Genomic DNA, 24,866 nt, shown 5'->3' with positions numbered 1-24,866 from the left:
GCTCATACCGACACTTTCGGCACCAACACTTCTAACGGAATATGAAGCTGTGCCGAGAGGTTGGAGATCATACTGAGTGATAGACCGATTTTGCGGTTGAGCACTTCGGAAACTTTGCTTTTGCTTCCGATGATGGGAACCAAATCTTTTTGTTTCAATCCCATCTCTTCCATGCGGTATTTGATCGCTTCGATGGGATCGGGTGGGGCGATGTGCCAATGCTGCTCTTCGTATTTTTCGACCAAAAGGGCAAGAATTTCGAGTTCGTCACCCTCACTGCTTCCAATCTCAGGCTCCTGTTCCATCAATACGTCGATACGTTCCAGTGCTTTTTCGTAATCGGCTTCGGTTCGGATAGGGGATAGGTGCATGTTAAATCTCCTCTGCATTGATTTTATCGTATTCGCTGTGAGTTCCGATGAACTTGACCCGAACGATTTTGCGTTTGTAATCGATATGGACGATGAGACGGTAATCATTGCCTTTGATATTGAAAACGACACGGTTATCGCGTAAAAAAGAGGCACTGGAATATTCACGTTTTATCTGATCTGGGCTTGCCCATTGTGCTTTACGCACATCGGAATGCCATACTTCCAACGGAGTTTTCGCCTGCGGATGATTTTCATAAAACAGTACCAATGTCTTTTTACTGATAACATTCATAGAGGAAGTATAAGCCTTGTTCCTTTAAAAGGAACTTAATGATTTTGCGGTGTTCTCAAAGATGATCGCTGTAATCGCAGGACCCGTCTATCTCCATCATCTCTTGCGCCGTTTTTTTTAAATCGGCCGTATAGTCGATCAATACTGCCGGATCGACGCCGCACTGTGTCGCGATAGCCGCAATCTCCTCTACCGTGATGGAAGGGTCTCGCAGACGGGAAAACTGATCGGCCGTAATGTCGATACGGACAATTTTGTCGGTGGTGTGGAGGGTGAGTATCATCCCTCTAGACTCATCAATGCGTGATTAATCTGCTCCAATGCCAAAGATTTGGCATTTTCGACCTCTTTGTTGTCCCACCAGTATTCGATGATGGCGTGTTCGATCTGTTCGAGCTGATCCATCCGGAGGTTGGCAAATACCTCGTATGAGCTGATCTCCTCTGCACTCACCCCTTTTTCAGCCGCTATTTTTTCCAGTGTTTCGAGGATACTCTCTTCGAGCGGTTTGGGGGTGATCTCCAGACGGGCGTGATCGATCCACGCCCGGATCTCCTCTTCGAGATAATCATGCCCCCACACCTGATAGCACAAAACACGGTTCGGACTGTAGATGATCGTATGATCTTCGCTCAGGACATCGGATACTTTGACGTTGCCGTCATACAGATACACTTCGAGACGTTCATCATCGCGCAGGGTACATGAGCGTTCAAATGCCGTACGGGCATGTTTTAGCACTTCACTTCGTAAATTTTCATTCATCATAAACTCCTTATTGTTATTTAAGAGAGTTCTTGCAGAACTCTCTTTTAAACGTGCTTTGAGCAAAGCCCAAAGCACTACGCTGGCCGCTTGGGCACTAAAGCTTGCCTCTTCGAGGCAGAAAACTTCTTGCATACCAAGGTTATGCAAGAAGTCTAATAAAATTACCTAATCGATTGACACTTTCAGGTGCAGTAACCGTTCTTGTCTAATATTATGTCATATAAGGTATGTCAAGATTAGAATCGCGATCGGATGCTTCAAAATCGTACGTAATCACTTCGCGAATCGAGGCGAGCTTTTTTTCCAGCACGATCCTCTGCAACGGATGCAGCGGTGTGTTCTCGATCAGTCGTTTGATCTGGGAGCGGTAATGCATCGTGATAATCGGATGGCGCTGATGTTGATGGATACAGGTTTCCTCGATGTACTCTTGCAACCCATCTCGGTCCATCTCCTCCAGACGGGGGAGTTTTCGTATGACGTTGCGGACGAACTGTCTGGTAAAATAGGGCTCACCCATGCTTAAAAGTGCCGATGCGGCATCGATGTCGGCACTGTTTTCGCTGTAACTGTAGGCATACCGAAAATGTTCACACACCGCTTCGATGTATTGGGGATAGTGGCGAAGCACCATCACCAGATGGGTCAGGTCCTGATCGATCAGCACCTGAAAAAGGGTGATCGTATTTTTCCCCATGCTGGCCCAATGGGGTTCACCGGATTTGATCGTATCACTCTCCAAAATAGAACGGTATTGTTCGATTTGTGTGATGTCATCCAGCAAACGTGCCGTTTTCGCATAGCTATTCATATCTTGGCGGATTTTCCGTAATGATAATCCCACAGCCGTTTGTAGTGGCTGTCGAGCTGAGAGAGTGTCGAATCGATCGTAATGAGTTCATCACTGCGTTCAAACCGTTTATTGGTATGCGATTCATACCATTTTTCCATCTCTTGTTTCAGAAAATTTCGTTTGGCAAACGTTTCGGCAATGAGGTTACGAATCTCTTCCATCTCCGCAAGAAGTGTTTCAGTCATGATTGCACCCGCATTCGCACGCTCCGGCGTTGGTGCCCGGGTCCAGGTAGAGATCGGCATTTTCAGGGGTGACACGGACGAGACATTCCGAAAATGCGGTACGAATCGCATTTTCAAGCGGCATGGTCTCTTTGCCCAGCCAATACACTTCCATACCGCCGCGAATCATGACATGGAACGGCCCGTCACCCAAAAATCCGTAGAGTGCCGACGAAGCTCCCTGTTCCAACAGATAATTTGCGGTCTGAATTCCATTTCCGCATCCTTTATTCGGGATGATCGTATGGTGTTTGGTTGAGGGATCCACCAAAGCAAAAAATTTGGCATTCCCGAAAAGCTTGCTGCTCATCGGTTCTGATTCATCGGTTTCCACAGGGATTGCTAACATCACTACTCCTTTTTGTCTATTTTGAAATGGATAATGCATATTTTATTCATACCTGTAGAACGGCAATTGCAATCGTTCGGTATAACGTATAAAAGGGTGAACCATGGAAGAAGAGTCGTTGATGCACCAAGCGATCGGGGCGTATGATGCAAAAGAGTTTAGTCAGGCAAAAAAAATATGGGAAAGTTTGAGTGATCGCAACAGCGATGCGATGGTCAATCTGGGAACCTTGTATGTCAAAGGGTTCGGCGTCACGAAAAGCATGGAGAGTGCTTTTACACTTTTTGAACGTGCCGCTAAACTGGGGCATGAAACCGCCTCTTTTTATCTTGGAGGGATGTATGAAAACGGGATCGGCGTCCGTGCCGATTTGGCCGAATCGGTCCGGCACTATCGCGCCGCCGCCGAAGCCGACATGCCAACGGCACAATTGAAGCTTGCATTGCTGCTCCGAAACGACAACATCCTCGATTCCATGAAATGGATGATCAAAGCCGCCCATGCCGGTGAAGCTCAGGCCCACTCGCTCCTGACGTACGTCAGCAACCAAAATGAAGCGTCCGACATAAATGTCACTTTTCGTATGATGGATAGCTCCTCTCAGCGTTCCAAGGTTGAAATGGTGATTAGTGAAATCCTAACCCCCATCCTCGCCAGCGACGGAGGAGGGGTGGAACTGGTCCATTACGTCACCGCAGATACCCCCGAAATCTGGCTCCGCTATCTCGGGGCCTGTTCGGGATGCCACCTCGGACCGACCACTACGGCGGGGATGATACTCGAAGAGTTCGAGAAAGTTATTGATAAAAAGATTGTTATCTATCTTTGGTAGGAGAAGAGTATGAATAATTTGACCGGATCGGTAGAATCGATACACAACGATGATTTTTTCAGTTGCATCACCGTGAAAGTGAAAGAGACACGGTTCAAACTCTTGAAAACCGAAACCCCGAAATGGCTCAGCGTCGGCGACGACGTGGAGTGCCATATTCAAGAAGCGGCAATCGCGATCTGCAAAGGGGCCAAAGAGGGGAATGTCTCGATTGAGAACCACATTTCCGGAGAACTGCACCATTTTCGTAAGGGGATCGTGTTGAGTGAAGTGAGTGTAGAGACACCGTGCGGAATGATGAATTCGCTCATCACGACCGAAGCGTTCGAACGGATGAAACTCTCTGCGGGGTGTGAGGTGACGCTGTTGCTCAAAGCGGTCGATATCAAACTTTTTCCCGTTCTCAATACCACCTCGTATGAAAATTGCAAAGACAAAATATATCAATCTAACCAAGGAGTTTATTATGGCAGTATTAATTAATGATTTGTGTATCAACTGTGACGCGTGTATCGACGAGTGTCCGGTCAGTGCGATCGCAAGCGAGGGCGATTCACCGCGCGACGATTGGGAATACACCTATGTCAAACCGGAAAAATGCATCGAGTGCGTCGGCCATGCCGAGACACCGGCGTGTGCGGCAGCCTGTCCGACGGAGGGGTGTATTGTATGGGATATGCCTTATACCGCAGAGTATAACGACTACTACGTCAACAGTTCCGAGTATGTGATCAGCTCCAGCAAAAAACGGGGCCTTCTCTCACCGGAAGTTTCTCCTCAGACGTTTCGGGAGGATATTTCCATTGCCGCACGTGAAGCGCGCGAGCCGGTAGCCGTTTAAAGGCATAAAATGTTAATCGCATTTGCTTCATCGGACGGGGTCCATGTCAATCAGCATTTTGGCTGGTCGAAGAGTTTTGAACTCTACCGACTGACCGATCAGAGCGCCGAGTATGTCAAAACACTCGACAGTTCGCAAGATGACATCCCAGACGAACACGAAAAACTGGCCTATAAAATCGGAACAGTCAAAGAGGCCGACATCATGTACTGTTCTCAGATCGGTCCGACGGCGTCTAAAATGGTCCTTGCATCTAAAATTTATCCGATGCGTGCCGGCGAAAATGATCGAATCGATGAGACCATTGTAAAAATGCAGGAGCTTTTGCTGGGTAATCCACCGCCGTGGCTGCTGCGAATCGTCCATACATCTAAAGAGAACGCTATCTGAATAAATCCAGATAGCTACGCTTGCCGCTATGGCACTAAAGTAAAGAGAACGCTATCTAAAAAATCTTGATAGCTACGCTTGCCGCTATGGCACTAAAGTAAAGAGAACGCTATCTAAAATCTTGATAGCTACGCTTGCCGCTATGGCACTAAAGCTTGCCCTTATAGGGCAGATTTTCAGGAGTTAATTATGTCTGTCGTTATCAATGATACCTGTATCACCTGTGATGCCTGCTTGCAGCAATGTCCCGTTAATGCGATTGTGGATGACGCTGCCAACCCTACCGGAAAAAAACAGTATTACGTCCAGCCCGACAAATGTGTCGAGTGTGTCGACATTTATGCCGATCCTCAATGTGCGGCGATTTGCCCGAGTATCGGATGCATTACCTGGGATATGCCGTTTACGAAAGAGTTTGACGAACACTTCAAAAATGAAGAGATCTACAAACTCGGTGTAAACAAAGAGGGGATCGTCCGATCACCTGCGTACAAAGAGAAAAAATTCCGTACCGACATCCCTCTCGAGATACGCGGTATCGGTAAAGAGGTTCAAGAAGAGCCCGAAGAGCTCCAAGAAGTCGGATGATGGAGCCGATTGCAAAAGTCGCCGCAGGTCTGGACACCTTCAGCCGCGATTGTGCGGTGACGGTCGCACTGAAAATCAGCGACGATTCGTGCAAGATGGATGAGGAACAGCGCTCCTTATTCATCTCCCTCTACGATGCGCTTCCCCCCTATAGTAGCGATCTGTTTGATGAGCGTGTTCATGATCTGATCCGCGAAGCGAGAATCTCACCCGATGCCACCCTCTTCGGACGTATCAAAATAGAGCGAGAAACCGCGATGGCCATTATTACTCAGGAGAAGATGAAACGCTTCAAAGCATCCGTAAGGGGTGCGCTTCTGATCGCACAGCTCCAATCCACGTAATTAACTGACCTTATGTACCTTATCCTTTGAGTGCCGATAACGCTTCAAATCTGCATTTGGAACCGAGTTTTAACCGATCTTTTTGGTATCGCAGCAATTGAGTCGGTGTGAGTTTGATTTCATTATTGGAAACTTTGGCATAAATTTTCTCGATTTGTTTTCCGATTAACATTTTCAGATCGCCGTTGTCGGTCATTTTTTCCATTCCCGAAAGTCCCTCTTTGGGAATCGGAAGGTCACAATGATAATCGCCGATAGTATTAATACCCCAAAAAATAAATCCTATGCCGATATAAAAATCAAGCGAAGCGGAAACCGAGGAGAAAGTGATGCGGCGAACATGACGTTTGCAAGCATTCTCCATCGTCAATCGCAGCAATTCATGCGCATACCCGTTACGTTGTTCCCCAAGGGGGGTAAAGAGATTGTAAACGGTGAGGTATTCGCTGTAATGATCAATTTTCGAAAATATGTAGCTTAGGGGCTCATCGGATGGACCGACGAGAACGTCACACCCCTGTGCCCTCCAGCTGAAATGGCGATCCCACCATGCCAATGCCTGATTGGCAAATCGGCAGCTCTCGGAATCTTGTAACAACCGAATCGAGGCGATGTACTCGTCGCGTCCGATGGTTTTTATACGGGTTGTCACGGAGAAAGCCTTTGTGCGAGACTAAAAAGGTCAGTTACTGATCAACTGCCATAGTTTCGGATCATTATAGCCATATCCGGCACGGCAGGGGGGATATGGCTGTATCATATTTAGGCACCTCTCGAAAAGGATCGATTGAGTTTCAGCTAGTTGACCAAACGGCTCCGTTATAATAAAAAAACTTGATAATTATTTGATACCGACAGAAGGAGAGGGGATGAATACTATTCTAAATGTATGGATCGCTTTAACGTTTTCGATCCTCTTTTTTTCATCCTGCTCTCCAAATGGGTACCCATGAGACGATGGGGAAATTCGATTTTTTCAACCCTTCTGTTTTGGTTGTTGGTCCTCTCTTTTACCCCTCTAATGATTATTGCGGTTTATAACAATGTGAGTACGGTGGAGAGTATCAAAATCCTAAAGCAGCGCCAGCTTGAAGATGCCTCCCATGCCAACGTACAACTCCTTAAATCATGGTTTACCGAAGCGGAAATTGATCTTAAAAGCTGGAGTGAACTGAAATTATCCAAAGATTTTTTTTTACAGCTCTCGCAGCAATGGAAAAATAGCCATCTCCCTTTGCAGCACTATGTTCACAGCGACCCCTATCAACAATTTCTAGCGGAGCATTACATCCCCTTACCGGGGCTAAAAAAGCGTTACGGTTATGTCCACGATTTATTGCTGATTGATACCAAAGGCAATATCCTCTACAGCGTTATGCGCGAAAGCGATCTGGGGAGCAATCTGATAGACGGCTCCTACTCCTCTACGCGGTTTGCCGAGGCATTTCGCGCCACTCTCCATGACAAAAAAATCCATTTTTCCGATTTGGAGCGGTACCGGCCCTCGAAGGATAAGCTATCCGGATTTTTATGCGAACCGATTTTTGATGAAAAAATGCAGATGATTGGGGTTTTGGCGCTGCAATTGAATTTTGCCAAAGTATTTGACCATTTTAAAAAATTCAACCTCTCCCATCAGGGTGTTTCGTATTATCTTGTCGGCAGTGACGGATTCTTGCGGACCCAAATTGATTCGGAAGATGAGGTGCTGCGGCGTTCAATCAATACAGAACAATTTCGGCACTGGTACAAAGAACATATCCTTCTCAAAAAAAAGTACGAGAATATGGCAGAAACCGTATTAACCTATACCGGACCCAATGGAAACCGGGTTTTCGGAGAGCACCACGCTCTGGTTATTTTCGGAATCCCTTGGGTCCATATCAGTGAAGCGGATGAATCGGTCATGATGGAGCTTCCGAACCGGTTAAATATTATCGCCGGAACCTTACTGGCCATCGGCTTATTGATTGTTACCCTCTCGGCCTATTTTATCGCCCGCCGCATTACCGGGCCGATACGTCAGCTCTCCAATGCCACCGAAGCCTACATGCAGGGAAATCGTGAGATACAAGTCTCCATCACCGCTTCCAATGAAATCGGTGATTTCGGCACCGTATTCAACCAGATGATTGAACAGCAAAGAGAAAATGAAAAAAGGCTCTCTTCGTTTGCCAGAGAAGCGTTTCTCAGTAATGATGAGAGTATTATCCTCATCGTCTCTCCCCAAAATGGAATTCTACAGATTAACAAACATTTTTATGAAATTTTCCCCTATCACGATTTGAACGATTTTCTCTCCCGGCACAGCTGTATCAGCGAATTATTTATCCAACGCGAAGGGTATTTGGATGTCGATAATCTCCCTTGGCATTGGCACCATGAAGTTTTGGGAAAACCCAAAAGTCTGCATCATGTCATTATGGCCGACAGAGCAGGAAAGGAACATATTTTTTCCGTCCGGATCAAACCCGTCACCCTGGAAGAGGAGAGGGTTTTGTTGATCAGTTTTTCCGATATTACCGAAGTTGAAAACGAACGCCGAAAAGCCATTGCCGCGGAACGGATCAAAAGCGAATTCCTCGCCAATATGAGTCATGAGATCCGCACCCCGCTCAATGCGATTATCGGGATGTCTCATCTGAGTCTGAAGTTGCCCCTTGAAACCAAATCACGCAACTATATCGAGAAAATAGAGCGTTCCGCTAAAAATCTAATGGGAATCATCAACGATATCCTCGATTTTTCAAAAATCGAATCGGGTAAACTCGAAGTCGAAAAGATAGCTTTTAATCTGGATGACGTCTTAAAAAACGTATCGGATGTTTGCATGATAAAAATTCAGAATAAACCGGTGGAACTCACATTCCGTATCGATCCCTCACTTCCCAAACGGCTTCTGGGGGACCCCACGCGTCTCGGGCAGATATTGACCAACCTGCTCAATAATGCCATTAAATTCACCGAAAAAGGGGAGATCAAACTAACCGTTCATCCTCTCTCCGGCACAACCGAAGCAGTGACAATGCTTCGGTTTGACATAGAAGACACCGGTATCGGGATGAGTGACGAACAGATGGAAAAACTGTTTCACCCCTTTACCCAGGCAGACGGAACCATTTCACGCAAATTCGGAGGAAGCGGCCTGGGATTGGTCATCTGCAAACAATTGGTCGAATTGATGGGAGGGAAAATCGGTGTTACAAGCCGACCGAACATCGGAACTCTTTTCTGGTTTACCCTTGGCTTCGCCACCCAAAACGTTGAGGAGTCGAATAGCCAAGAGGAGAATCAGGGGATCGAACGATTAAGCTACCAAAAAGCGATCGAAACGATCCGGGGTTCGTATCTCTTGTTGGTTGAAGACAACGATCTCAATCAGGAGGTTGCACTGAATATGCTGTACGAAGCAGGGGTCCGCGCCGATGTTGCATCCAACGGAAATGAAGCCGTTGAGATGGTGCTCAACAACGATTACGACGGGGTATTGATGGATTACCAAATGCCGATTATGGATGGCTTGGAAGCGACGAGACGGATACGCCGGAATGCTCACTTGAAAAATCTGCCGATCATCGCTATGACGGCCAATGTCATGCAACAAGACAAAGATTCTTGTACCGAGGCGGGTATGGATGACTTTATTGCCAAACCGATTGATATCGCATCGCTTTTTACCACACTTGCACGATGGATAAAGTCGACACAGATCCCCGCTCCGACCCAAATCCCATTGCCCGAACCGCAATTGCGTTTAGAAGATGATGACGATTTGCGTCGGGTTGAGGGACTTGATATCGACAGTGCACTTGAACATGCGGTATCGATTCAAATGCTCTATAAATTTATCGACCGGTTCAAAGAGAGCCATTCGCCATCCCTTATGCAAATCAAAGAGTCCCTTAAGAACGGCGATACCGAAACCGCACGGATTCAAGCCCATAATCTCAAAGGATTGGCAGGTTACATCGGAGCGGCAAATATTGTCATGGGAGCGGCAGATGTTGAAAAAATACTCAAAGAAAATCAATGGGATCGACTGGAAGATGCCCTTGCTGTTTTAGAAGATAGGCTCACAAAACTCGCAGAAAATCTTAAAGAAATACGCTACAATGATCCATCAAAAGGGTCGATTGTAATAACCGATATCGGAAATAATCTTGAAACTTTTTCACATTTGCTGGAACAAAACAATACGGCTGCTCGAAAAATGGTGGAATCGGTTACACGTCATCTCCGAGAAGCCGGCCACACGTTCGAAGCAAAAGAGATCGAACTGCATATGAAAGAGTACCGCTTTCAGGAAGCATTGAAAATCGTCCGTTCCGTACTACAAAAAAGGGAAATACATTGAATAAACCTACGGAGTTTTCCAAACAAACTATTTTAATTGTAGATGACCTCTCCGAGAATATCGACGTGTTAGCCGATATTTTGGATACGAAATACAATGTTTTGTTTGCCACAACCGGCGCAGAGGCGATCCAAATCGCCTCTGCAACTCCGAAACCCGATTTGATTTTTTTGGATGTCATGATGCCGGGAATGGACGGGTATGAGGTATGCAGACAATTGAAAGAATCGGTTCACACCCGCGATATCCCGGTTATTTTCGTCACTGCCTTGGACGAAGTCAATGATGAAAAAAAAGGGTTTGAACTCGGTGCGGCGGATTACATCCACAAGCCCATCAATGCGCCCATTTTACTGGCCCGCGTCAATGTCCATATCGCCAAAAAGGCTCCGCAGAGAAGTGCTCCGATCAAACTTCTGATCGTGGATGATGTGGAGGATAACCGGCTGGTTTTGCAGGCAATTTGCAGAAAAATGAACTATTTTGAGATTTATGAAGCCATAAACGGTCAGGATGCCGTTCAAAAATGTCAGGAGATCCATCCGCAAATCGTATTGATGGATATTATGATGCCGCACATGGACGGATTTCAGGCAACAAAAATCATTAAAAAACATCTTCCCGATACCATTGTCATGGCGATAACCGCCGTCATGGATTCACGGATACAAGAGGCGATGTCCGCTCTGGGGATCGAAGCCTATATCGAAAAACCGGTTGATAAAGAACTGATCCGCTTTAAACTCCATAATATCGCGGAAAAATTACGCTATGAACCCCCTAAAATCAACTTTCACCCTCACGAAACCGTTGTCAATCCGTTCAGCAAAAATATCCGCAGTTTCAAAACCCTATTTCACATCAATAGCGACGATACGATAATGGACTTCGGAATTTGGCTGATGGGGCGATTCGAATGCACGGAATTTGGAATCTGTATTAAACTCGATATGCTGATGAATCTGATCTACAAGATCCTTCATTATGAAATCAACGAAATTTCCGGCCTTACCTTCACGGTTGAAGAGAGTTTTGACGAACTCTTCATCCTGATCCCCCTGATAGAATCGTTGCATCCGGATACGAAAATGGGGGCATTGTTCGAAACACTCGGTTCCATGTGCGAAGTAGGGGAGAAGTGGATCGCTTTTCGTCTTCCGTTGAAAAATCAGATTCATCATGAGCCCGCGCCCCTCAAAACGGTTCCGCTCGCCGGTGGGCCCGAAAAACGTGAAGTCGGCATTGACGATCGACTGGTACTGCGTGAGAGCTACACGATTAAAATAACGGCGAAAGAATATATTCTTACCATTGACAACGATGCATTCGGGGAAGTGAGTGATCTGCGCGAAACGCAAGAGGAGTGGGAACGGTGGCTTGATGAATTAAAATACCATCCTACTGCCGAAAATCTCAATGCGTTTGCCGACAATGTGTTGGAGACCTATGCCCGTGTCATCAGTAAACTATATGAATTTTCCGGGCTGTCATATGCATTAATATCACTCGCGACGTTGGTGAAATCCAAATCAGAGGAGTTATCCGCCGAACCTGAAAAACTTCAAAAGATGCTCTTGTTTCTCCGCTATTTCAAAAATGATCTCTCCAGCTGGATTGAACATCTCTTTGAACTTCAGGACACTCAGGATATCCATTATCTGGATGCTTCGTTTTTCAGTTCATGTCTTCAAATCGAAACCGTTATCAACGGAACCGAATTTGAGAGCGGCACGGAAGCGGAAATCGAATTTTTTTAGAAAATTCGTGATTCTATTTTTAAATAGAATATATATTATGTTAACCAATTTAAAAATGAACTTCAATCCTTTTTGCTATACTTGCATTTATGGAACCAAATAAAGAACAACTCATTGCTGACATCGAAAATCTCCTCAACCGCTACACCGGATTGAAGCCGACCCATATTGATCCAAAGCTTTTAACTTTCATGGACCGGGATACGCTTCTTCATATAATAGACTCGTTACTGCGGCAACAAGAGAACGTCAATGAGTCCAATATCGAGTGGCTTGAACAGTTTAAGTCACATAAACCGTTGTGATTAGAATTTGATAACAAGTTGTTTTTTTTAAGGAGATGCTAATCTATATTACCTATAATTACAACAAGATACCACAATGATATTTTTTAACATATCATTAAAATCATAAAGGAGTATTCCATGTCATCTAATGTCGATCTAATCCAACTTACTGACCAAACCAAAAAATTGACGGCTATGGTAGTCGAAGATGAAGTAGTAGCCAACGATTTACTCAGCTCTACGTTTAAAAACTTTTTTGCCGAAGTAACTTCTGCATACAACGGTGCCGAAGCATTGCGTTTGTATGAAAAAGTGAATCCGGACATTATTTTTGTAGACGTTATCATGCCGGAAATTGATGGTATTGAACTTGCCCGTCGTATCCGTGCGATTAACCCTTCACAAATTATTATCGTTATCTCTGCGAGCAACGATATCCAGAAAATTTCTGAATCGATTGAAGTGGGTGTTAACAGCTTCATCCAAAAACCGATCGATACGAAAAAAATTCTTGAAATGCTTCAAAATATTACGACGCTTGTTGCGAAACGTAAAAAAATTGAAACCAAAACTTTTTCAATCTCACTTCCACTTGATGTTTATGAATTGGTTGATGAGAATGCAAAAGCAGAAAGTATCTCTAAAAATGCTGTTATTATCCGAGCTTTGCGTTCATTTTATAACGACTAATCTCCCCTCTTCCCGCATCTACGGGAAGAAAATAAAAGTTACCTGATTTATTTTTTTTTAAGCATTTCATCACTATAATTTCACCACAAGAAATAAAAACGTTTCTTTACAAAGTGGCTCCATCATCTAATGGTTAGGATTTCAGATTTTCATTCTGGTCATAGGGGTTCAAATCCCCTTGGAGTCACCACTTACAATCCCATACTTTACGCGCTTCCAACCACTTTAAGCTTTATTTGGTCTCCTATTGGGTCTCCACTTTTTCATTTTGCCATTAAAAATACGCAAGTGTGCAATTTTAGGGTAACCTCCCCGTAATCGTTTTCATCCATAATAATGAGTATTAACGGAAAAATGATCAGAAGTAAGGAGTTAAATGATTCTGCACGATTATAAGTTTGATCCCAAATATTCTACAAGTGTAGCTTATTTTTCGATGGAATTCGCCATTCATCAATCACTGAAGATCTATTCCGGCGGTCTTGGATTTTTAGCCGGCTCTCATATGCGAAGTGCCTACAGTCTCAAACAAAATGTTGTCGGTGTCGGTATATTGTGGAGCTTTGGCTATTATGACCAATCACGCAATGAGGATCGCTACCTGAAAATCGAATTTATCCGCAAATATTATTATTTTCTTATAGATCTTGGGATTCAGGCAACCGTGAAGATCCATTCGCAGGACGTTCATATCAAAGCCTTCTATCTCCCGCCCAATACATTTAGCTCCGCACCGCTCATCCTCTTGTCTACCGATATCGAAGAGAACGATTTTTTAGCCCGGACCATTACCCACAAACTCTATGATGCCCATGAGGAGACGCGGATATCGCAAGAAATCGTTCTGGGCATTGGCGGGATAAAAGTTCTCGAAGCTCTAAAACACTCTATCGATATCTACCATATGAACGAAGGGCACTCCCTCCCCCTGATCTATGAGCTCTACGCCAAATATCGGGATATGAAAGAGGTAAAAAAACGGGTAGTTTTTACGACGCATACACCTGAACAAGCCGGAAATGAGGAACATAACATCCATCTCCTTCATAAATTCGGTTTTTTTAACGGTCTTGATCTTGCGGATGTCCGAACCGTTATGATGATGCAAAATGATGACAGATTCAATCTGACCATCGGTGCACTCCGTTCTGCAAAAATAACCAATGCGGTATCCAAAGTCCATAGCAAGGTTGCAAATCGTATGTGGCTGCATTGCGAAGGGTGTTCCGAGATCACTTATATTACGAATGCGCAAAGCCGCCGTTACTGGAGTGATAAAGCCATGCTAACGGCTTTGGACGAACATGAGGATTATGCCCTCGTCAGTCGAAAAAAACATCTTAAACGGATTCTATTCAATGAAGTTGCCAACCAAACCGGCAAAATGTTTGATCCCGAAGTATTGACGATCGTATGGGCACGCCGTTTTGCCGAATACAAGCGTCCTGGGCTCCTTAAACACGATTTCGCACGCTTTAAAAAGCTGATGGAGAATCACGAAAGACCCGTTCAGGTCATCTGGGCCGGAAAACCCTACCCCTTGGATACCAATGCGATCAATTCGTTCAATGAGCTGATCCATATCAGCCACAGTTTCAAAAATATGGCGGTCTTGGTCGGATATGAGCTGGACCTCTCGGCCAAACTTAAACAAGGATCGGATATCTGGCTCAATACCCCGAGAATATCCAGAGAAGCAAGCGGTACAAGCGGCATGACGGCAAGCATGAACGGATCAATCCACTTTTCAACGGAAGACGGATGGCATCCGGAATTTGCCGTACACGGGTGTAACGCTTTTACGATTCCCGCAGCCGACCACACCGCTTTGCCCGAAGTTCAGGATGCTGAAGACAATAAAAATTTAATGGATATTCTGGAAAAAGAGATAATACCGATGTATTACGATAAACCCGAGCAATGGACACAGATTATGAAAACCGCAATGTCCGATGTCATACCGGCCTTTGATTCCGGAAGAATGGTACACGAATACTATACCAAAATGTATGATCCGCAATTAGGATCCGACCTTGTGCACCTTGCCCTAGCCAGTGCTTCAAGGGGAGTTAATCTCCCGCATCCGAAAGATGCGGGTAGCTTTGAGCTGTAGGGACATTTGTCCCTGCCACTTTACGGGCTTTGCCCGAAAAGTGCGTAACATCAGTTAGGATAGCGCCCTATTCCAAAAGCCCTCAGAGGCAAACTGCCGGAATTTTATACTCCGCCACCTCTCTCCCTTTTGTATCGATGACATGTACCGCACACGCCAGACACGGGTCGAAAGAGTGGATGACCCGCAATACTTCCAGAGGATTTTTGGGATCGGCCAGTTTCAATCCGATCAAGGACTCTTCATAGGCGCCACGGCGGTTATCGGCATCTTTGGGGGAAGCGTTCCATGTTGTCGGGACTACCGCTTGATAGTTTGCCACCTTCGAATCTTCGATTCGGACAAAATGGCCCAATACCCCCCGAGGCACTTCAAATATACCGTGCCCGCGCGCCTCTTTGGGCAGCTCTTCAAAAGAGTATTTCGTCCAGGTAGATTCATCATAGTATTTAATATTTTCGATCAAATCGCTGATAAAATCGAAAATATAGTCGCAGCAAATCTCCGCTTCTACGGCGCGGGCGGCATTGCGTCCGACACTCGTCGAAAAATCGATCAGCTTCATCCCCGTAGCCTCCATAAAACGGTCCATATACGGTTTGATCACTTTGGAGTTTTTTGAAACCCCCATTATCATCCGGGCAAGCGGTCCTACCTCCATCGGTTTTCCCTGATAGCGCGGAGCCTTGACCCAGCTGTATTTTCCCTCCGATTTAAGGGTTCCGTCATCGTTGAGATCGGTATAAAACGGAACGGTATCTTCCTCATACGGAGAACGGGGGGCATCGTTCTCATACCATGATCGTGACGCCTCTTCAGTAATAAATGAAGGATCAAATGCATCAATCGAATCGAAATCATGCCCTCGAATCACCCCGCCGGTAAAAAGTTCCTCTTTTCCGCCGAAACGGTAGCCGCCGCAGCATAAAAAATTACCGTTTCCGCGCCCTTCCCCCGCTTCCATCGATTCGCGATAACCATTAACGATCATTTTCATATCGGGGATATAGGCCCGTTCGATAAAATCGCGCGTCTCTTTGATAATGAACATAAAATCGTTCAGCCGCTGCGGATTGAGCATATCGGCGACACTTGTAACCCCGCCGACGACCAGATTCTGAGGATGGGGGGTTTTCCCGGCAAAAATGGCGATCGCTTTGGAGATATCGTGTTGCAGCCGAAGCGCTTCGAGATAGTGGTTCATATGGACCAGATTTTCCTCCGGGCTCAGACGATAGGCCGCATGTCCCCAGTAGCCGTTGGCAAACAATCCCAGCCGCCCTGCTTTGACAAAACTGCCCAGTTTCTCTTTCACACTCTCCAGATGCCCCACCGAGTTGCGGTACGGATGGTCGTGATAGCGTTCGGCGACCTCTGCCGCCTTGATACAATCGGCGCTCAAAGCACCCGTAATATCGACAAAATCGAGCGAATGGAGGTGATAATAGTGAACCATATGGTCTTGTACAAACAGAGCCAACGTCACCAGATTCCGAATAATCTCGGCGTTTTGGGGAATCGTAATCGCGTACGCATCTTCGACGGCACTGATGGAGGCGCGGTAATGAACGTTGGTGCAGACACCGCAGATACGCTGGGCGATCATTCCGACATCACGCGGATCGCGCCCTTTTAAAATAATTTCGATACCACGGAACAGCTGCCCCGATGCCCATGCTTCCGTGACGACATTATTTTCATCGATCTCCACTTCAACACGCAGATGCCCTTCGATTCGGGTAACGGGGTCAATCACGATTTTTTGTTTACTACTCATTGGTTTGTCTCCTTCGCGAGGGGCAAAGCCCCTCTCAAATTCCTAGCACTAAAGCTACGGCTGATGCCGAGAATCTTATTCATGTGTTTCATCCTTTAACGGTCGTTCATTGGCGTATTCATCAAATGCAATTTTTCCCTGACCGCAGCCGAAACATCCGTGCCCCGCCTGTACCGGCCAGCTGGTTCCCTCATTAAACTTCACCATCGAACAGTTCAGTTCGGCGTAAGGCCCCTTGCACCCCATCTGAAAGAGGCACCACCCCTTTTTGGCTCCCTCGTCACCCCACTCCTGCACAAACTCCTCGAGGTCATAATGGCCTCGGCGTTCGCAGTTGTCATGCACGAGAAAACTGTAGGCCCATTCGGGACGGTTTTTGCCGTCCAGTTTCGGAAATTCGTCAAACATGATGAAGTGCAGCAGCGTCCCGACGATATTGATCGGATTGACCGGACATCCGGGGAGATTGATGATATCGGTTCGCCCGAGTGCCTCCGACACCCCGACGGCACCGGTCGGATTGGGTGCGGCCGCCACGACCCCGCCGTCATACGCGCACGAACCCACCGCGACGACCGCCGCCGCATCTTTGGCGACTCGCTGTAGCAATGCGGCCCCCGTCTCCCCTTTGGGGCCGATCCGTAAAAACTTCCCGTCCAGCCCAAGCGGAACGGCCCCCTCGACGATCAGGACGTATTTTCCCGCATCGTTACGGATAATCGCATCCAGCGCCGATTCGGACTGATTTCCCGATCCGGCCATCAGCAGCTCATGGTAATCGAGTGAGATGTATTTAAGGATCAGATCATCGATTTTCGGATGGGATGATTTGATAAAACCTTCCGAATTACCCGTGCAATCGGAGAGTTCCAGCCAGATAATCGGAATTTTATTGAGGTTCGTCACCCCCTCTTTAACCACCTCTTCAAACCCCGGGTGGAGGTTCATCGTCGCGGTGATCATCGATACCCATCGATTAAACTCCCGGCTCATCTCAAACGATTCGAGTGCCTCTTCAAGATTCTCGGCACTGAGCTGATTTTTTGGATGGAGGGTATTGTATTTTCCAATCCGTGCACGGACCGTTGAGAGTTCCGCTTCTTTGATCTTCGCTTCACGTTCTTCTCTCAGACGTGCCGCCTCCTCCGGATCGACCGGTGTCGCTGCAATCAAGGCATTGATATCCTGACGGCATCGTCCGCATACCCGTCCCGCTTTGGTAAAAGGTTTCAACTCGCCGAAAGAGGTTACGGCATTGAGTTTGATAATGTCGATCAGCTCCTCTTCGTGGACACTCTCGCAGCTACAGATCAATCTCCCTTTTTCGCTGACCAAACGGTTCGAATAGAGGTAAGCCGCATCGATCGGTTCATCCTTCTCGATCAGGGATTTGAGATGGAGTAAGTCGATATTCGTATTGATCCCGATAAACCGCTTCAGCCGATCGTGGCTGACAATGTACTGATCGATCCGGTTTTCATGGGTAATCTGAATCGTCTCATTCTCCGGATCTTTCGGATTATAGGTAGGTGAACGCAGATCGGCAAACAGGAACGACCCCACCTTCAACCCGTCAATAGATACCTCCTGAACGAATTTTTTATCCTCTAATCCCAAAAGATTGGATACCGCAACATCGGCTTGCAGGGTACACTCTTTGACCCGTCCCGCAATAAAATGGCCCTCTCGCAGCTGGGCCGCTTCACCGACACAATAGATATCGGGATCGGAGGTACGCATCGATGCATTTACCAGGATTCCTTTGTCACACTCCAGTGATTCACGGGCAAAACCGATATTGGGATCGATCCCCACCCCGAAAACCAAAAAGGGATCCTCAATCGTTCCGTGTTTCGTCACAATCTGGGTAATCCGCTCTTCATGGATCGTTTTTGCAATGATCTCGTCGTTAAACCAGATACGGATCCGGGGATCCTGCTCAAATATCCCCCGCAGCAGCGTTACCCCCTCATGGCTCAGTTCGGCTCCGTAAAGGTACTCTTTTCGTGCAAGCAGGGTGATCGATTTGGCGGACGGATTGCGCATCAGGGTATCGAGAAACTCAAGCCCGATCGGGCCGACTCCGACGATCACGACATTTTTTCCGACAATCCCTTCGGCAATTTTTTCACAGTCGCTTTCGCTCCGAAAGGTCGAAGCGTTGGTGATCCCCTCAATATCAAAAAGCTCTTTCGGATACGATCCGGTCGCAATGACCAATTTGTCGTAGGAAAAAAGGGCATGCTCGCTTAAAATCCGTTTGGCCTCCGTATCGATGTGAAGAATCTTCTGGTTTAATTCCAGACGCACTTTCGGATGAAGGTCTAACGTGATCGATTCGACGCATTGACTTTTGTCCACCAGCGCGCACAGATGGATCCGATCATACGGAGGGGTAATCTCATCCGAAACAATCACGACCTCCGAATGGGGAGCTTTTTCCATAATGGCGTTGGCCAGATAGACCGCCGATATTCCGCCGCCGACGATTACAATACGCATAATAACTCCTTTTTTTTAGGGTGGCGTGGAAAGTATTTATTTTTCATTTGTACCCGTTTTTGCCGCTTTTTTAGCGGTAGTATACGCTTCACGGCTGTTTTGGCAGGCCGCTTCCCACACAAACCACTGTTCATTGACCCCCTCCTCTTTCAGGGCGGGCTGCTGCTTCGTTTCACTTTGCCACAGCGCCTCCTGCGGTTTCGGGCAGGCACGGACACATTCGCCGCAGTAGATACACAGCCACGGATTATAGCGATACTTTTTCTCTCCGTTCTCCTGCTGATAAAACAAAATCGCCCCCGGAGGGCACACTTTTTCGCATTTATCGCAATAAATACACGCTTCGCCGTCGTATTCGATCAATCCGCGATAGCCGTCCGGGAGAACAATCTCTTTCGCCGGATAGCCGCCCGTATGGAGCGGCTTGAATAGATTTAGAAACGCTTCAAGCATAGATTTGAACATACCCTCTCCTACTTCGCCGTACAGGACATACACGGATCAAAAGAGGCCAGAATCGCCGGAGCATCCGCGTATTGGGATCCTTTAAACACCTCCATCATGGCCGGAATACCTGAAAAAGTGGGCGTTTTAATCCGGACCCTCTCAAGGATATTCTGACCGCTCCCCCGCACCAGATAGAAAAGCTCACCGCGCGGTGCTTCGACACGAACCACCGCTTCCCCTTTCGGCTTCCCTTTGACCTTCTCTTGTATCTCACCGACCGGGAGATTATCTACGATATTGCGGCACATTGCGATCGAATTGACGATCTCGCGCAGCCGGACGAAATTGCGGGCATGGATGTCGCCCGATGATTCCAATACCATCGTGTAGCCCACGGCTTCATACGGCAGATCGCTGCTCTCGGAACGGACGTCACTCGCCAAACCGGCCGCCCGTGCAAGCGGCCCCAGTGCATTGTAGGTATAGGCGTTTTCCAGACTCAGCACCCCGATCCCTTTGTATTTAAGCGACAATGACCAATTGGTATCGAAAAGCATCATCAGTGCATCCACTTTTTCCGATAAGGCAGCAAGATTTTTATGGATCAGCGCAGAGAGATCGGGGGTCAAATCACGGTTCACCCCGCCGATGGAGATGTAGTCAAACTGGACACGATTACCGCTGATCGCCTCTTGGATATCCATCACCGGTTCACGTTGCGCCATAATCTGCATAAAGAGGGCTTCGAATCCGGCATTCTCCGCCGTATGGGCCAGACACAGCATATGCGAATGGATACGATCAAGCTCCACCATCAGCATCCGTAGATATTTAATCCGGTCGTTGGCTTCGTACCCCAGCAGTTTTTCAACCGCAAGGGTATAGGAGAGGGAGTGGGTAATGGCGCATAGTCCGCACACCCGGGCGACGACGTAGCCTACCTGTTTAAACTCAAATTTACGGGTGCATGCCAGTTCTACCCCGCGATGGACAAACCCTACGTCGGCATCAACGCCGATAATTTTCTCGTTCTCGCACTCAAATTTAAAACGGATCGGTTCAAGGAGGGAGATATGCTGAGACCCCAGAGGGATCTGAACGGTTTTTTTCATGACTGGCTCCTGAGCGGATGGGGGATGGAATCTTCATCGAGGTACAACCCTTTTTCTACCCCGGAAACCGTTAATCCGAACATATCAACGATTTCGCGCTCCCCCATGATGGCGGAGGGGATCAATCCGATGATGGAGGGGATCGCGGTTTCATACTCGCTGATGAGATAATAGATGATTATTTCATCTTTGGCCCCGTATTTGGAAAAAATCCACTGCAATTCGATTTTCCCCTCTCCCAGATCGATGCCGTTAACGGTCAAGAAATGCCATATTTTTTTGTCATAGAATGTGCCGATATCGGCAAGCAGCGAGGAGAGTGTCGTCTCAATTTTCGTCATGTCTGACCCTTTGTGCCATATTCAATCGGCTAAGCTTGGTTCCAATCATCTGAACAGCTCCGAAAAGTTTAAACGGTTTTTCAATCGCTTTGCTCTTGGTTTCAAGAATCTCCAGCGCCTTGACCAATCCGTCGATAATCAGCTGGGGAGATGCGGCACAGCCGGGGATGTAGACATCGACGGGGATATAGCGGTCTATCCCGTCTTCAACATTCAACATCCCCCGAAACACCCCCCCCGTATCGGTACACGATCCGACCGCCACAACGACTTTCGGTTCGGGGATCTGCGTATAGAGTTCGACAAGCCGTTCACGCGATCGGTAGGTCACCGGCCCCGTTACCAGAAAAATATCGGATTGTTTCGGATTCCCGGTATTGATCGCACCGAACCGTTCAAGATCGAATTTCGGTCCCAAAGCCGCTAGGATTTCGATATCGCATCCGTTGCAGCTTCCGGCATTATAGTGCAAAATCCAGGGTGATTTTTTCCGAAACGGTGTAAAAAATTTCATCGAAGTATCCCCACTATATTGATAACGGCCAGACTCATCGCCACGCCGTAAACAATTTTAACCATATCCCCCGTACGGACACGGGCCGTCGCATTGTCAACCAGATTAACCAGTAAAAAGGTTGCCGCGACCAAAACGGCACCCACCCCGTAGGAAATACCGCCGAATAGGAAAATGAAACTGTAAATAAAAAGATATTCAAGGAAACGGGCCATGTACAAAAACTCGTAGAACACTCCGCTGTACTCTATCTCAACGCCGCCGACAATCTCCTGATGCGCTTCGGTAACATCGAAAGGGGATTTTTTCACTTTGATCGGGACGATAATCAGCAATGCGGCAAACAGCAACGGCATTTGGGCCAGATACCCCTCCCCCTCAAGGATACGACCGATCTCAAAGCTTCCCGAAACCAGATAAAATCCGACCGAGACAAGGATCAGTATCGGTTCATACGCAACCAGCGCCAGCAACTCCCGATTTGCCCCCAGATGCGAATAAACCGACCGGACGCTGTACCCCGCGAGGATCAGTACGACCTGAGCGAAAAGGTGGAGAAAAATGATGTAGAGGAGATTCCATCCCAAAAAGATCGCCGCGACACTAACCCAGAGGAGAAAAAAATGTCCTACGGCGAGCAGTGCATGGGGAGCGTGAACGATCAAAGAGCGTTTGTCCATCAACTTGAACATATCGTAAAAAGGCTGCAAAAACGGCGGCCCCTGACGGCGCTGCATCCGTGCTCTCAGTACCCGCTCACCGCCATAAACCAGTCCACCCAATAACGGGGCCAGAAGAATCCATACCCAAATCATGATAACGCTCCTGCGAGGAGAAGAGCAACGAACATCGCCCCAAATCCCCAGTAGATAAGCCGTTGTGTAAAAACGGAAGGTTCAAAATAGACTAGGGCCGCATCAAAAGACTCTTTTTCCCCGCAATGGTAGGGCTGAATACGGTCATAACGTTCCATAGCACGAATCATTATCGGCAGTAGAAAAACAATCAGCAGCGGCAAGGCAAAAAGAGCCAGTAACCGATCGTTTTGGACAAGGGTATATCCGACTGCCGTAAAAAGGATCAGAAAACTCAATAAGATCAGCGGAATATGGTAGCCGAAAGGGAGATGCTCCCTCTTGGTCAAAACAGTATCGGAGGGGTGGGAGAGCAGTGCTGAAGCCACTTTAAAATAGAGCAAAACCAACAATACACTTCCGACAATCATCCCCAGCAGCACGATTAGCAGCCAAGGGCGTTCGTGCAGAATCGAGGTGACCGATGTAATGGCGAAGAGTTTTCCCATAAAAAGACCGAAAGGGGGGAGTGTCAGCGAAACGAATCCGAAGACGATATAACCGACCGTTTTCGGAGCCCGCTGTATCATCCCTTTCATCTCTTCGATACTCTTGACGTGATACTGTTTTTCCAGTACACCCGCCGCAAGAAAAAGCAACGCTTTGGAGAGGGCATGGAAGAGGATAAGGACCATCGCGATAGAAATGCTTGATTCCGTACCGATTGCCGCAAGGGAGATCATCAATCCCAACAAAGCAATGGTCGAATATCCCAGAATCTCTTTGAAAACAAAACGGGATAATGCCAGATAGGAGGCGGCGACAAAAACCGACGCACCGATAACGGAGAGAAATTCTCCAAGGAGTGTCCCCCCCAATGCCGGTGAGAGTTTCAAAATGAGATACGGCGCAATTTTAACCATAGTCGCCGAATGGAGCATCGCACTCACCGGTGTCGGCGCAACCATGGCACCCAACAGCCAGCCGTCAAAAGGGATCGATGCCCCCTTTACCAATGCCGCCATGCTCAACAGCGCTACCGATAGCACGACCATTTGCCCCGAATGTTCCAAGAGTTCAGAAATGCTTAGGGTATCAAATCCGCTGATAGCAACTAAAGCCCCCAACAGTATCACCACTCCGCCGATTTGGTTCATCCACAAGGCTCGAAGCGCATTGCTACGGCTGATTTCGTCATTTCGAAATGCAATGAGCAGATACGAGGAGAGGGTCGTCATTTCAAACAGGAGAAAGAAAAGGAGCATCGAGTCGGCACAAACGATAGCATTCATTACCGAGAGAAAAAAGAGCAATCCGGCAATGAACACCCGTTTTTTAAACGGATCCGCCGATTCGTCCTTCATATAACGAATCGAAAACAGTATGATGATTCCGCCCACGATATTGATAATGAGAAACATAAATTTCGACAGGGTATCGACAACGATTTCCGGTGCCGTTTCCACAGGGGAAATCAATTTCGCGAAAAGATACAATAGCAGTTGCATCACCGCCAAAATCATTACCATTCGGCTCTTGAATTTCACCCCCTGATAGGCAAAATAGAGGAGTAAAAGCACATCAGCAACAACAATCCCCCCTTCCGCTACAGAAGAGAGGTGAAACGTGAAGATCTCCGGAGAACCGTAAAGGGTCAAAGCGGTTCCCCCCGATAGAATCAAAACCGCCGAACAGAGATAATAGTGTACCCGTTCAGAAGTAATGCTCACCAAAGCGGCTGAAGCTACGATCGGCAGCAAAACAAGTATCCATACCAGATCCATTACATCCCCTTCTTCACTCTTTTAAATTCTGTTCAACAATATACCATCACTTTGTTGCAAATTCATTTCGCCCCTATACTTTCGACCACTCTGCGATTTTAGCGGTATAGGTTTGTGCGATTGCTTCCCCTGCTTCTTGGGTTCTGGCCTGAATATAGAGGTTGAGATGATCGCTGTACTGATCGGGGATCATCAGTATCCAGTCATCGGTATCGAGCCAGATCTTAACGCCGTCAAGGGTCGAAGACTCTTTCCCTTTGGCATCTTCGAGGAACATACGCATCATCTTCCCTTTGAGCGCTTGGGAGCACTCCACTTGCGACATATGGTAGAAAAACTCCGGCAGCGCATCTATCAGTTCGGAAAGCTTCACGTTATGGTTCACCATCATTTCCACAATCTTCAGGGTAGCATACATCGAATCGCGGTGGGTCGCAAACTCGGTAAAGGCAAAGTTCCCCTCTCCCGTCGCGATCAGATCGTATTTTTGCATCTCTTCGGATTTGAAGTTCGCATACTGCCCCCTCTCTATCTCCAGA

General features: G+C 47.2%; 27 protein-coding genes, 1 tRNA gene and 1 pseudogene. 12 read left to right on the top strand and 17 right to left on the bottom strand.

Features of this window, described 5'->3' with window-relative positions:
• Positions 1-2: 2 nt before the first annotated feature.
• The 7 genes from M0P91_RS14045 to M0P91_RS14015 form a co-directional block, all read right to left on the bottom strand.
• Positions 3-371, bottom strand: coding sequence for a DNA-binding protein (locus tag M0P91_RS14045; protein WP_295068783.1), 369 nt, complete (start codon positions 369-371; stop codon positions 3-5).
• A gap of 1 nt (position 372) precedes the next feature.
• Entirely contained in the window at positions 373-666 is a 294-nt protein-coding gene (locus M0P91_RS14040; protein ID WP_295068780.1) for a type II toxin-antitoxin system HigB family toxin, read from the bottom strand.
• 55 nt (positions 667-721) lie between these two features.
• Entirely contained in the window at positions 722-949 is a 228-nt protein-coding gene (locus M0P91_RS14035) for a hypothetical protein (RefSeq protein WP_295068777.1), read from the bottom strand.
• Positions 946-1,566: a hypothetical protein gene (locus M0P91_RS14030; protein ID WP_295068774.1), complete on the bottom strand. Its 621-nt coding sequence runs from the start codon at positions 1,564-1,566 to the stop codon at positions 946-948. The genes M0P91_RS14035 and M0P91_RS14030 overlap by 4 nt, the downstream gene beginning before the upstream one ends.
• A 79-nt stretch (positions 1,567-1,645) precedes the next feature.
• Complete coding sequence (locus tag M0P91_RS14025) at positions 1,646-2,245, bottom strand: hypothetical protein (RefSeq protein ID WP_295068771.1); 600 nt, start codon at positions 2,243-2,245, stop codon at positions 1,646-1,648.
• Complete coding sequence (locus M0P91_RS14020) at positions 2,242-2,472, bottom strand: hypothetical protein (protein ID WP_295068768.1); 231 nt, start codon at positions 2,470-2,472, stop codon at positions 2,242-2,244. The genes M0P91_RS14025 and M0P91_RS14020 overlap by 4 nt, the downstream gene beginning before the upstream one ends.
• Complete coding sequence (locus M0P91_RS14015) at positions 2,465-2,860, bottom strand: NifB/NifX family molybdenum-iron cluster-binding protein (RefSeq protein WP_295068765.1); 396 nt, start codon at positions 2,858-2,860, stop codon at positions 2,465-2,467. The genes M0P91_RS14020 and M0P91_RS14015 overlap by 8 nt, the downstream gene beginning before the upstream one ends.
• 103 nt (positions 2,861-2,963) lie before the next feature.
• Between M0P91_RS14015 and M0P91_RS14010 the strand changes: the two genes are divergently transcribed.
• From M0P91_RS14010 to M0P91_RS13985, 6 genes are all read left to right on the top strand, one after another.
• Positions 2,964-3,692: a NifU family protein gene (locus M0P91_RS14010; RefSeq protein ID WP_295068763.1), complete on the top strand. Its 729-nt coding sequence runs from the start codon at positions 2,964-2,966 to the stop codon at positions 3,690-3,692.
• A 9-nt stretch (positions 3,693-3,701) separates the two neighbouring features.
• Positions 3,702-4,175 (top strand): TOBE domain-containing protein, encoded by a 474-nt coding sequence (locus M0P91_RS14005; RefSeq protein WP_295068760.1) that lies wholly within the window; start codon positions 3,702-3,704, stop codon positions 4,173-4,175.
• Positions 4,159-4,533: a 4Fe-4S dicluster domain-containing protein gene (locus M0P91_RS14000; RefSeq protein WP_295068757.1), complete on the top strand. Its 375-nt coding sequence runs from the start codon at positions 4,159-4,161 to the stop codon at positions 4,531-4,533. Before M0P91_RS14005 ends, M0P91_RS14000 begins: the two co-directional genes overlap by 17 nt.
• A 9-nt stretch (positions 4,534-4,542) precedes the next feature.
• Positions 4,543-4,923, top strand: a complete 381-nt coding sequence (locus M0P91_RS13995; RefSeq protein WP_295068754.1) for a NifB/NifX family molybdenum-iron cluster-binding protein — start codon at positions 4,543-4,545, stop codon at positions 4,921-4,923.
• Between the two features lie 189 nt (positions 4,924-5,112).
• Entirely contained in the window at positions 5,113-5,511 is a 399-nt protein-coding gene (locus tag M0P91_RS13990) for a 4Fe-4S dicluster domain-containing protein (protein WP_295068751.1), read from the top strand.
• Positions 5,508-5,855, top strand: coding sequence for a hypothetical protein (locus M0P91_RS13985; RefSeq protein ID WP_295068749.1), 348 nt, complete (start codon positions 5,508-5,510; stop codon positions 5,853-5,855). The genes M0P91_RS13990 and M0P91_RS13985 overlap by 4 nt, the downstream gene beginning before the upstream one ends.
• 19 nt (positions 5,856-5,874) lie before the next feature.
• On the opposite strand, the gene M0P91_RS13980 is transcribed toward M0P91_RS13985, so the two are convergent.
• A complete protein-coding gene (locus M0P91_RS13980; RefSeq protein ID WP_295068746.1) occupies positions 5,875-6,507 on the bottom strand; it encodes a hypothetical protein in 633 nt (210 codons plus the stop codon).
• A 297-nt stretch (positions 6,508-6,804) separates the two neighbouring features.
• Between M0P91_RS13980 and M0P91_RS13975 the strand changes: the two genes are divergently transcribed.
• From M0P91_RS13975 to glgP, 6 genes are all read left to right on the top strand, one after another.
• Positions 6,805-10,209 carry an ATP-binding protein gene (locus tag M0P91_RS13975; RefSeq protein WP_295068742.1) on the top strand — a complete coding sequence of 1,135 codons (3,405 nt, stop codon included), beginning with the start codon at positions 6,805-6,807 and terminating at the stop codon, positions 10,207-10,209.
• Entirely contained in the window at positions 10,206-11,966 is a 1,761-nt protein-coding gene (locus tag M0P91_RS13970) for a response regulator (RefSeq protein ID WP_295068739.1), read from the top strand. The genes M0P91_RS13975 and M0P91_RS13970 overlap by 4 nt, the downstream gene beginning before the upstream one ends.
• Positions 11,967-12,055: 89 nt before the next feature.
• Positions 12,056-12,271: a hypothetical protein gene (locus M0P91_RS13965; protein ID WP_295068736.1), complete on the top strand. Its 216-nt coding sequence runs from the start codon at positions 12,056-12,058 to the stop codon at positions 12,269-12,271.
• 120 nt (positions 12,272-12,391) lie between these two features.
• On the top strand, positions 12,392-12,943 hold the full coding sequence (locus M0P91_RS13960) for a response regulator (protein ID WP_295068734.1): 552 nt from the start codon (positions 12,392-12,394) through the stop codon (positions 12,941-12,943).
• A 115-nt stretch (positions 12,944-13,058) separates the two neighbouring features.
• Positions 13,059-13,133: transfer RNA gene (locus tag M0P91_RS13955), tRNA-Glu, on the top strand.
• Between the two features lie 186 nt (positions 13,134-13,319).
• Entirely contained in the window at positions 13,320-15,056 is a 1,737-nt protein-coding gene (gene glgP, locus M0P91_RS13950; RefSeq protein WP_295068731.1) for an alpha-glucan family phosphorylase, read from the top strand.
• 82 nt (positions 15,057-15,138) lie between these two features.
• Here the strand turns inward: glgP and M0P91_RS13945 are convergent, their stop codons facing one another.
• From M0P91_RS13945 to M0P91_RS13905, 9 genes and pseudogenes are all read right to left on the bottom strand, one after another.
• Complete coding sequence (locus M0P91_RS13945) at positions 15,139-16,833, bottom strand: nickel-dependent hydrogenase large subunit (protein WP_295068728.1); 1,695 nt, start codon at positions 16,831-16,833, stop codon at positions 15,139-15,141.
• A gap of 75 nt (positions 16,834-16,908) precedes the next feature.
• Positions 16,909-19,335: a hydrogenase small subunit gene (locus tag M0P91_RS13940; RefSeq protein ID WP_295068725.1), complete on the bottom strand. Its 2,427-nt coding sequence runs from the start codon at positions 19,333-19,335 to the stop codon at positions 16,909-16,911.
• 36 nt (positions 19,336-19,371) lie between these two features.
• Positions 19,372-19,800, bottom strand: coding sequence for a 4Fe-4S dicluster domain-containing protein (locus tag M0P91_RS13935; RefSeq protein ID WP_295068722.1), 429 nt, complete (start codon positions 19,798-19,800; stop codon positions 19,372-19,374).
• Between the two features lie 8 nt (positions 19,801-19,808).
• Entirely contained in the window at positions 19,809-20,894 is a 1,086-nt protein-coding gene (locus M0P91_RS13930) for a nickel-dependent hydrogenase large subunit (protein ID WP_295068720.1), read from the bottom strand.
• The gene (locus tag M0P91_RS13925) at positions 20,891-21,235 is read right to left on the bottom strand and encodes an NADH-quinone oxidoreductase subunit C (protein WP_295068717.1); all 345 of its coding nucleotides are present in this window, start codon (positions 21,233-21,235) and stop codon (positions 20,891-20,893) included. The genes M0P91_RS13930 and M0P91_RS13925 overlap by 4 nt, the downstream gene beginning before the upstream one ends.
• Positions 21,222-21,749 (bottom strand): NADH-quinone oxidoreductase subunit NuoB, encoded by a 528-nt coding sequence (nuoB, locus tag M0P91_RS13920; RefSeq protein WP_295068714.1) that lies wholly within the window; start codon positions 21,747-21,749, stop codon positions 21,222-21,224. Before nuoB ends, M0P91_RS13925 begins: the two co-directional genes overlap by 14 nt.
• Complete coding sequence (locus M0P91_RS13915) at positions 21,746-22,564, bottom strand: complex I subunit 1 family protein (RefSeq protein ID WP_295068711.1); 819 nt, start codon at positions 22,562-22,564, stop codon at positions 21,746-21,748. Before M0P91_RS13915 ends, nuoB begins: the two co-directional genes overlap by 4 nt.
• Complete coding sequence (locus M0P91_RS13910) at positions 22,561-24,327, bottom strand: proton-conducting transporter membrane subunit (protein WP_295068708.1); 1,767 nt, start codon at positions 24,325-24,327, stop codon at positions 22,561-22,563. Before M0P91_RS13910 ends, M0P91_RS13915 begins: the two co-directional genes overlap by 4 nt.
• Positions 24,328-24,400: 73 nt before the next feature.
• Positions 24,401-24,866: pseudogene (locus M0P91_RS13905) on the bottom strand (mannose-1-phosphate guanyltransferase); the annotation flags it as partial.

Source organism: Sulfuricurvum sp. (genome assembly GCF_023229695.1).
Classification (GTDB): Bacteria; Campylobacterota; Campylobacteria; order Campylobacterales; family Sulfurimonadaceae; genus Sulfuricurvum.
This window is presented reverse-complemented; position numbering and strand designations above follow the sequence as displayed.

What these genes read in the sequence shown, in the direction of transcription:
- M0P91_RS14040 (WP_295068780.1), bottom strand. Translation starts at nt 666, where the DNA reads ATGAATGTTATCAGTAAAAAGACATTGGTACTGTTTTATGAAAATCAT.
- M0P91_RS13995 (WP_295068754.1), top strand. Translation starts at nt 4,543, where the DNA reads ATGTTAATCGCATTTGCTTCATCGGACGGGGTCCATGTCAATCAGCAT.
- M0P91_RS14045 (WP_295068783.1), bottom strand. Translation starts at nt 371, where the DNA reads ATGCACCTATCCCCTATCCGAACCGAAGCCGATTACGAAAAAGCACTG.
- M0P91_RS13930 (WP_295068720.1), bottom strand. Translation starts at nt 20,894, where the DNA reads ATGAAAAAAACCGTTCAGATCCCTCTGGGGTCTCAGCATATCTCCCTC.
- M0P91_RS14020 (WP_295068768.1), bottom strand. Translation starts at nt 2,472, where the DNA reads ATGACTGAAACACTTCTTGCGGAGATGGAAGAGATTCGTAACCTCATT.
- M0P91_RS13915 (WP_295068711.1), bottom strand. Translation starts at nt 22,564, where the DNA reads ATGATTTGGGTATGGATTCTTCTGGCCCCGTTATTGGGTGGACTGGTT.
- M0P91_RS13940 (WP_295068725.1), bottom strand. Translation starts at nt 19,335, where the DNA reads ATGCGTATTGTAATCGTCGGCGGCGGAATATCGGCGGTCTATCTGGCC.
- M0P91_RS14015 (WP_295068765.1), bottom strand. Translation starts at nt 2,860, where the DNA reads ATGTTAGCAATCCCTGTGGAAACCGATGAATCAGAACCGATGAGCAGC.
- M0P91_RS13975 (WP_295068742.1), top strand. Translation starts at nt 6,805, where the DNA reads ATGAGACGATGGGGAAATTCGATTTTTTCAACCCTTCTGTTTTGGTTG.
- M0P91_RS14030 (WP_295068774.1), bottom strand. Translation starts at nt 1,566, where the DNA reads ATGCAAGAAGTTTTCTGCCTCGAAGAGGCAAGCTTTAGTGCCCAAGCG.
- M0P91_RS13925 (WP_295068717.1), bottom strand. Translation starts at nt 21,235, where the DNA reads ATGACGAAAATTGAGACGACACTCTCCTCGCTGCTTGCCGATATCGGC.
- glgP (WP_295068731.1), top strand. Translation starts at nt 13,320, where the DNA reads ATGATTCTGCACGATTATAAGTTTGATCCCAAATATTCTACAAGTGTA.
- M0P91_RS13985 (WP_295068749.1), top strand. Translation starts at nt 5,508, where the DNA reads ATGATGGAGCCGATTGCAAAAGTCGCCGCAGGTCTGGACACCTTCAGC.
- M0P91_RS14000 (WP_295068757.1), top strand. Translation starts at nt 4,159, where the DNA reads ATGGCAGTATTAATTAATGATTTGTGTATCAACTGTGACGCGTGTATC.
- M0P91_RS13910 (WP_295068708.1), bottom strand. Translation starts at nt 24,327, where the DNA reads ATGGATCTGGTATGGATACTTGTTTTGCTGCCGATCGTAGCTTCAGCC.
- M0P91_RS14010 (WP_295068763.1), top strand. Translation starts at nt 2,964, where the DNA reads ATGGAAGAAGAGTCGTTGATGCACCAAGCGATCGGGGCGTATGATGCA.
- nuoB (WP_295068714.1), bottom strand. Translation starts at nt 21,749, where the DNA reads ATGAAATTTTTTACACCGTTTCGGAAAAAATCACCCTGGATTTTGCAC.
- M0P91_RS13945 (WP_295068728.1), bottom strand. Translation starts at nt 16,833, where the DNA reads ATGAGTAGTAAACAAAAAATCGTGATTGACCCCGTTACCCGAATCGAA.
- M0P91_RS13965 (WP_295068736.1), top strand. Translation starts at nt 12,056, where the DNA reads ATGGAACCAAATAAAGAACAACTCATTGCTGACATCGAAAATCTCCTC.
- M0P91_RS14035 (WP_295068777.1), bottom strand. Translation starts at nt 949, where the DNA reads ATGATACTCACCCTCCACACCACCGACAAAATTGTCCGTATCGACATT.
- M0P91_RS13935 (WP_295068722.1), bottom strand. Translation starts at nt 19,800, where the DNA reads ATGTTCAAATCTATGCTTGAAGCGTTTCTAAATCTATTCAAGCCGCTC.
- M0P91_RS14025 (WP_295068771.1), bottom strand. Translation starts at nt 2,245, where the DNA reads ATGAATAGCTATGCGAAAACGGCACGTTTGCTGGATGACATCACACAA.
- M0P91_RS13990 (WP_295068751.1), top strand. Translation starts at nt 5,113, where the DNA reads ATGTCTGTCGTTATCAATGATACCTGTATCACCTGTGATGCCTGCTTG.
- M0P91_RS13960 (WP_295068734.1), top strand. Translation starts at nt 12,392, where the DNA reads ATGTCATCTAATGTCGATCTAATCCAACTTACTGACCAAACCAAAAAA.
- M0P91_RS14005 (WP_295068760.1), top strand. Translation starts at nt 3,702, where the DNA reads ATGAATAATTTGACCGGATCGGTAGAATCGATACACAACGATGATTTT.